The sequence below is a fragment of the Pseudomonas sp. NFIX10 genome (assembly GCF_900111955.1).
Taxonomy (GTDB): domain Bacteria; phylum Pseudomonadota; class Gammaproteobacteria; order Pseudomonadales; family Pseudomonadaceae; genus Aquipseudomonas; species Aquipseudomonas fluorescens_AA.
Window position 1 is genome coordinate 1 of sequence record NZ_FOKH01000056.1, and the last position, 5,002, is coordinate 5,002.

Here is a 5,002-nt window from a genome sequence, read left to right on the forward strand (position 1 = left end):
GGTCAGATCACCTACACCGCCACCCTGACCAACGCCGCCGGCTCACCGGTCACCGTCACCTTGAGCAATGGCGCGGTGATCAACATCGCCGCCGGAGCCAAAACCGGTACCGTGACCGTCGATGCGCCGAAAGACGACGTCTATCAGGACGCCGGTAATGTCTCGGCAACCATCAAGACAGCCACCGGTGGCAACTTCGAGAATCTCGTCCCGAGCACCGCGCCGGCGGTGACTGCAGTCACTGACACCGTCGACAACACCACGGTCAGCATCACCGGCAGCACGTCCGTCACCGAAGGCCAGACCGCGACGTACACCGTCAGCCTGACCAACCCGGCGCAGACGGAAGTGACCGTCAAGATCGTCTACAGCGGCACTGCGGCCGACGGTTCGGACTTCACCGGCGTCTACACCGTGAAGATCCCGGCCAACGCCACCAGCGCCACCTTCAACGTCGCGACGCTGGACGACAAGATCACCGAAGGCACCGAAAACTTCGTGGTCAAGATCGACTCGGCCACCGGTGGCAACTTCGAGCACCTGGGCGTCAGCGGCACCAACGGCAGCGTCAGCACGTCGATCATCGACAACGATGCGCCGCCGGTACTCGACCTGGACGCCAACAACTCCAGCGGCAAGACCGGGGCCGACTACCAGGTGACCTTCACCGAAGGCACCACGGGCCCGGGCGTGTCCATCGGTGACACCGACCTGAAGATCACCGACCCGGACAGCACCCTGCTGACCGGCGCGACCATCGTGCTGACCAACCGTCAGCCTGGCGATGTGCTGAACCTGGGCAACAGCGTCAATGGCATCAGCATCAACGCCAACAGCACCGACGGCAAGATCGTGCTGACGCTGTCGGGCAATGCGACGCTGGCCGACTACATGCAGCAGATCAAGAACATCAGCTTCACCAACAGCAGCGATGACCCGAGTACCGTACCGCGCATCATCACCGTGACGGTGACCGACGGCACCAACTACTCCAACACGGCCACCACCACCGTGAACGTGGTCGGGGTCAACGACGCGCCAGTAGCCACCGGTAGCGCGGTGACCGGTACCGAAGACACTTCATTGGTGCTCGGCTGGTCGACGTTCGGTATCAGCGACGTGGACAGCGCCGCCGCCAGCCAGGGTGTGAAAATCACCGGGCTGCCGAGCGACGGCAAGTTGCAGTACCTGGACGGTGCCACCTGGAAGGACGTGGCCAACAACCAGACCTTCACCAAGGCTGACATCGACGCCGGCAAGCTGCGCTTCACCCCGGACGCCAACGAATCCGGCGCCAACGGCAACCCGAGCGGCGTGGGCGATCAAAAGGCCGATTACGCACAGATCAGCTTCCAGCCAACCGACGGCCAGGCGCTGGGCAATACCGGCACGGTGAAGATCGACATCACGCCGGTCGCCGACGCACCGAGCCTCAACGTGGCTGGCAACAGCGTGACCTCCACCGGCCTGATCAAGGAAGTCTGGACCGGCCTGTCGGGCCTGGGCACCGATGGCAACGGCGCGCCATCCGGCACGCTCAAATCGGTGATCGATGCCGCCGGCACGCCGAACAGCAGCACCAACGTGACCAACGTGCAGTCCGACAGCAACGTGAACCCGGGCACCGCGTCGAAAACCTCCGGCCTGATCTTCCTCGAAGCCGGCAAGACCTACACCTTCAGCGGTACCGGCGATGACAGCCTGCTGGTCACCGTCGGCGGCAAGGACGTGGCGGCCATCACCTGGGGCGCAGGCGGTAAATTGAACGGCTCGTTCACACCGACCACCAGCGGCTACTACACCCTGGACATCTACCACCATAACCAGACTGGCCCGGGCAGCTACGACGTGAACCTGTCGGTCAACGGCGGCACGCCAGTGGACCTGAGCAGTGCCGGCGTGCCGCTGTACACTGGTGTGGCCGACCTGGCGAATGCCGGCGTGACCGTCTCCGACCTGCACGGTACCAATGGCGAAGGCTATTACGACGGCTACAAACTCAACGAAGGCGCCGAAGGCACCAGCGTAAACCTGTCCAAGATCACCACGGCCCTGACCGACACCGACGGTTCGGAAAGCCTGAGCGTGAAGATCGGCGGCATTCCGGAAGGCAGCGTGCTGAGCGACGGCGCGGGCCATACCGCGACCGTGGGCAGCAACGGCGAAGCCTCGGTCACCGGCTGGAACCTGGGCAGCCTGACCCTGACGCCACCGACCTACTACAACGGCCAGTTCAACCTGACCGTGACGTCGACCTCTACCGAAGCCCTCGGCGGCTCGGCGGTCAGCACCGCGCAGATCCCGGTCACGGTTTATCCGGCGGTGTACAACGCCGTGACAGCCACCTCCAGCAGCGACAACGTCACCGGCACGGATGGCAACGACATCGTCGTCGCCGACATCGGCGGCCTGACCGTGGTGCCGGGCGTCAACTACAACATTGCCTTCATGGTCGACAGCTCCGGCAGCATGAGCGATTCGTCGCTTTCCGCAGCCAAGACCTCGCTGACGTCGGTGTTCAACACGCTCAAGCAAAGCATGGGTAGCAACTCGGGCACGGTGAACATCTTCCTGGCGGACTTCGACAGGCAGGTGAACAAGACCGTTTCGGTCAACCTCAAGGACCCGAACGCACTGGCGCTGCTCAAGAACGTGCTGGATTCAATGGCGTCCGGCGGCGGCACCAACTACGAGGACGTATTCAAGACCACGGCCAACTGGTTCAAGAGCACTGAAGCCTTGAGCAACACCGGGGCGAAAAACCTGACTTACTTCATCACTGACGGCCAGCCGACCTTCTATCAGTCTGGTGAACAGACCAACCCGACCCTTTACGGCGACGTGAAGCTCGACAGCCTGATTACCACGACCAACTACAAGCTGGGCCAGACGTTCAGCGCCGACCTGGACAGCACACACCGCGTGAAGGTCGACGAGTCTGGCAATGTCACGCTGCAAACCTGGAAAAAAACCTGGGGCGGCTACTGGAGCGACGAAGCGCTGGGCACCTTGCATGCCCAGGGTGACGGCACCTATGAGCTGTCGTATCGCGACGGTACCGGCAACAGCACCGACTCGAGCACCACCAGCAACTCCCTGAGCGCCTTCGCGCTCCTGAGCTCGCTGTCTGGCGTGGAAGCCATCGGCCTTAACAGCGATGTGACCCTGGCCGATCTCAAGCCATACGACTCGGATGCAAAACCACAGACCAACATCGACCCGAAAGACCTGGCGAACTCGATCATCGGCCACACCGAAGCGACCCTGCCGGGCGCCGATACGGTCAATGGTGGCGACGGCAACGACATCCTGTTCGGCGACCTGGTGAGCTTCAACGGCATCGCCGGCGAGGGTTACCAGGCCATCCAGGCGTTCGTGGCCCAGCAGAACGGCGTGGACGTCAGCAAGGTCACCACCAGCAACGTGCACCAGTACATCACCGAGCACTACACCGCGTTCGATGTGTCCGGTGCCCACGATGGCAACGACACCCTGTTGGGCGGCGCCGGCAACGACATCATTTTCGGCCAGGGCGGCAACGACACGCTCAACGGTGGCAAGGGCAATGACATCCTGCTAGGTGGCACGGGTAACGACACACTGATCGGCGGCCAGGGCAATGACACCCTGATCGGCGGCCTGGGGGGCGATACCTTTGTCTGGAAGGCCGGCGACACCGGCACCGACGTGATCAAGGACTTCAAGGCCGCCGATGGCGACCGGATCGACTTGCGGGATCTGTTGCAGGGCGAAACCGGCAGCACCATCGACCACTTCCTGAAGATCAGCACGGTCGATGGCGTGTCGTCGCTGCAGGTCAGTACCTCCGGCCAGTTCAATGGGGCCAACGGTGCCGCGGCGGCGCCGGACGTGACGATCAAGCTCGAAGGCAACAACTGGTCGAACGTGAACCTGAACTCGTTGATCGCCGGCAGTGACCCGACCATCAAGGTCGATCACAACAACAGCTGAACCTGACACAAAACCCGTGGCGAGGGAGCTTGCTCCCGCTGGGGCGTGAAGCGGCCCTGTTTTTGGGGCTGCTGCGCAGCCCAGCGGGAGCAAGCTCCCTCGCCACGGGATAAGTGTTCATACTCCCCCACAGTTGGCCTATGCTGCCCAGCATGACGCCGCTTCATACATGAGGGATGCCCGATGTTTTATGTGCAACGCGATGCACAAGGCCTGCTGGTGCGCGTAGAAGCCGCCGCTTATGCCGAAGCCACCGAAACCCTGCCGGCCGACAGCCACGAGATCCAGGACTGGTTCGCCAACCAGGCGGTGGAAAACAGCCTCAAGCAGCTCAAGCAGAGCGACCTGGAGATGATCCGGGTACTTGATGACTTGATCCAGGTGCTGACCAGCAAAGGCGTCATCCGCGTCACCGACCTGCCAGCCGCGGCCCAGGCCAAGCTGATGGACCGCACCCAGGCCCGGGAAGCACTGGGCGGGTTGAGCCGGTTGATCGACGATGATGAGAAGGGGTTGATCTAGCCTCAAATGACACAACCCGATCCCTGTGGCGAGGGAGCTTGTTCCCGCTCGGCTGCGCAGCAGTCGCAAAACCAGGCAACGCGGTCTGCCTGAAGAGCTGCTGGGGCCTGCTTCGCAGGCCAGCGGGAGCAAGCTCCCTCGCCACAGGGGATCGTGTTGTCTGGACTGACGCGGGAGTGTCAGGTTTTTTGTGTGCGGGCCGGTAACGGCCTGCCGTTAGGCAGACCTTCATTTACCACGTCGGCCTGATGAACCGGTCCCCGTACAGGATCGCGAATTGATTCATGGCACTTTTCCAGTCGTGGGCCGCACTGCCCCAGTTCGCCGTGATATTGCGCAAGCCCAGCCAGATTAATTTGATTGCAGCGTCATCGGTTGGGAAGTGTCCTCTCGTTTTAATGATCTTGCGCAGTTGAGCGTTGATGCTTTCGATTGCATTGGTCGTGTAGATCACTTTTCGAATGGCCGGTGGGAAAACAAAAAATGGGACGACTCGATCCCAGGCGCG

General features: G+C 62.3%; 3 protein-coding genes. 2 read left to right on the forward strand and 1 reads right to left on the reverse strand.

The genetic code is table 11. The annotated features are described in order from the left end of the window. Together BM321_RS29120 and BM321_RS29125 are read left to right on the forward strand one after the other, a co-directional pair. A partial coding sequence (locus BM321_RS29120) for an immunoglobulin-like domain-containing protein (RefSeq protein WP_139236222.1) occupies nt 1-3,972 on the forward strand: 3,972 nt, incomplete at its 5' end. 183 nt (nt 3,973-4,155) lie between these two features. Next, the gene (locus tag BM321_RS29125) at nt 4,156-4,494 is read left to right on the forward strand and encodes a tryptophan synthase subunit beta (RefSeq protein ID WP_092205600.1); all 339 of its coding nucleotides are present in this window, start codon (nt 4,156-4,158) and stop codon (nt 4,492-4,494) included. 232 nt (nt 4,495-4,726) lie between these two features. Here BM321_RS29125 and BM321_RS29130 read toward each other — a convergent pair. Continuing rightward, nucleotides 4,727-5,002 (reverse strand): transposase (locus BM321_RS29130; RefSeq protein ID WP_139236195.1); only part of this gene is annotated, 276 nt, incomplete at its 5' end.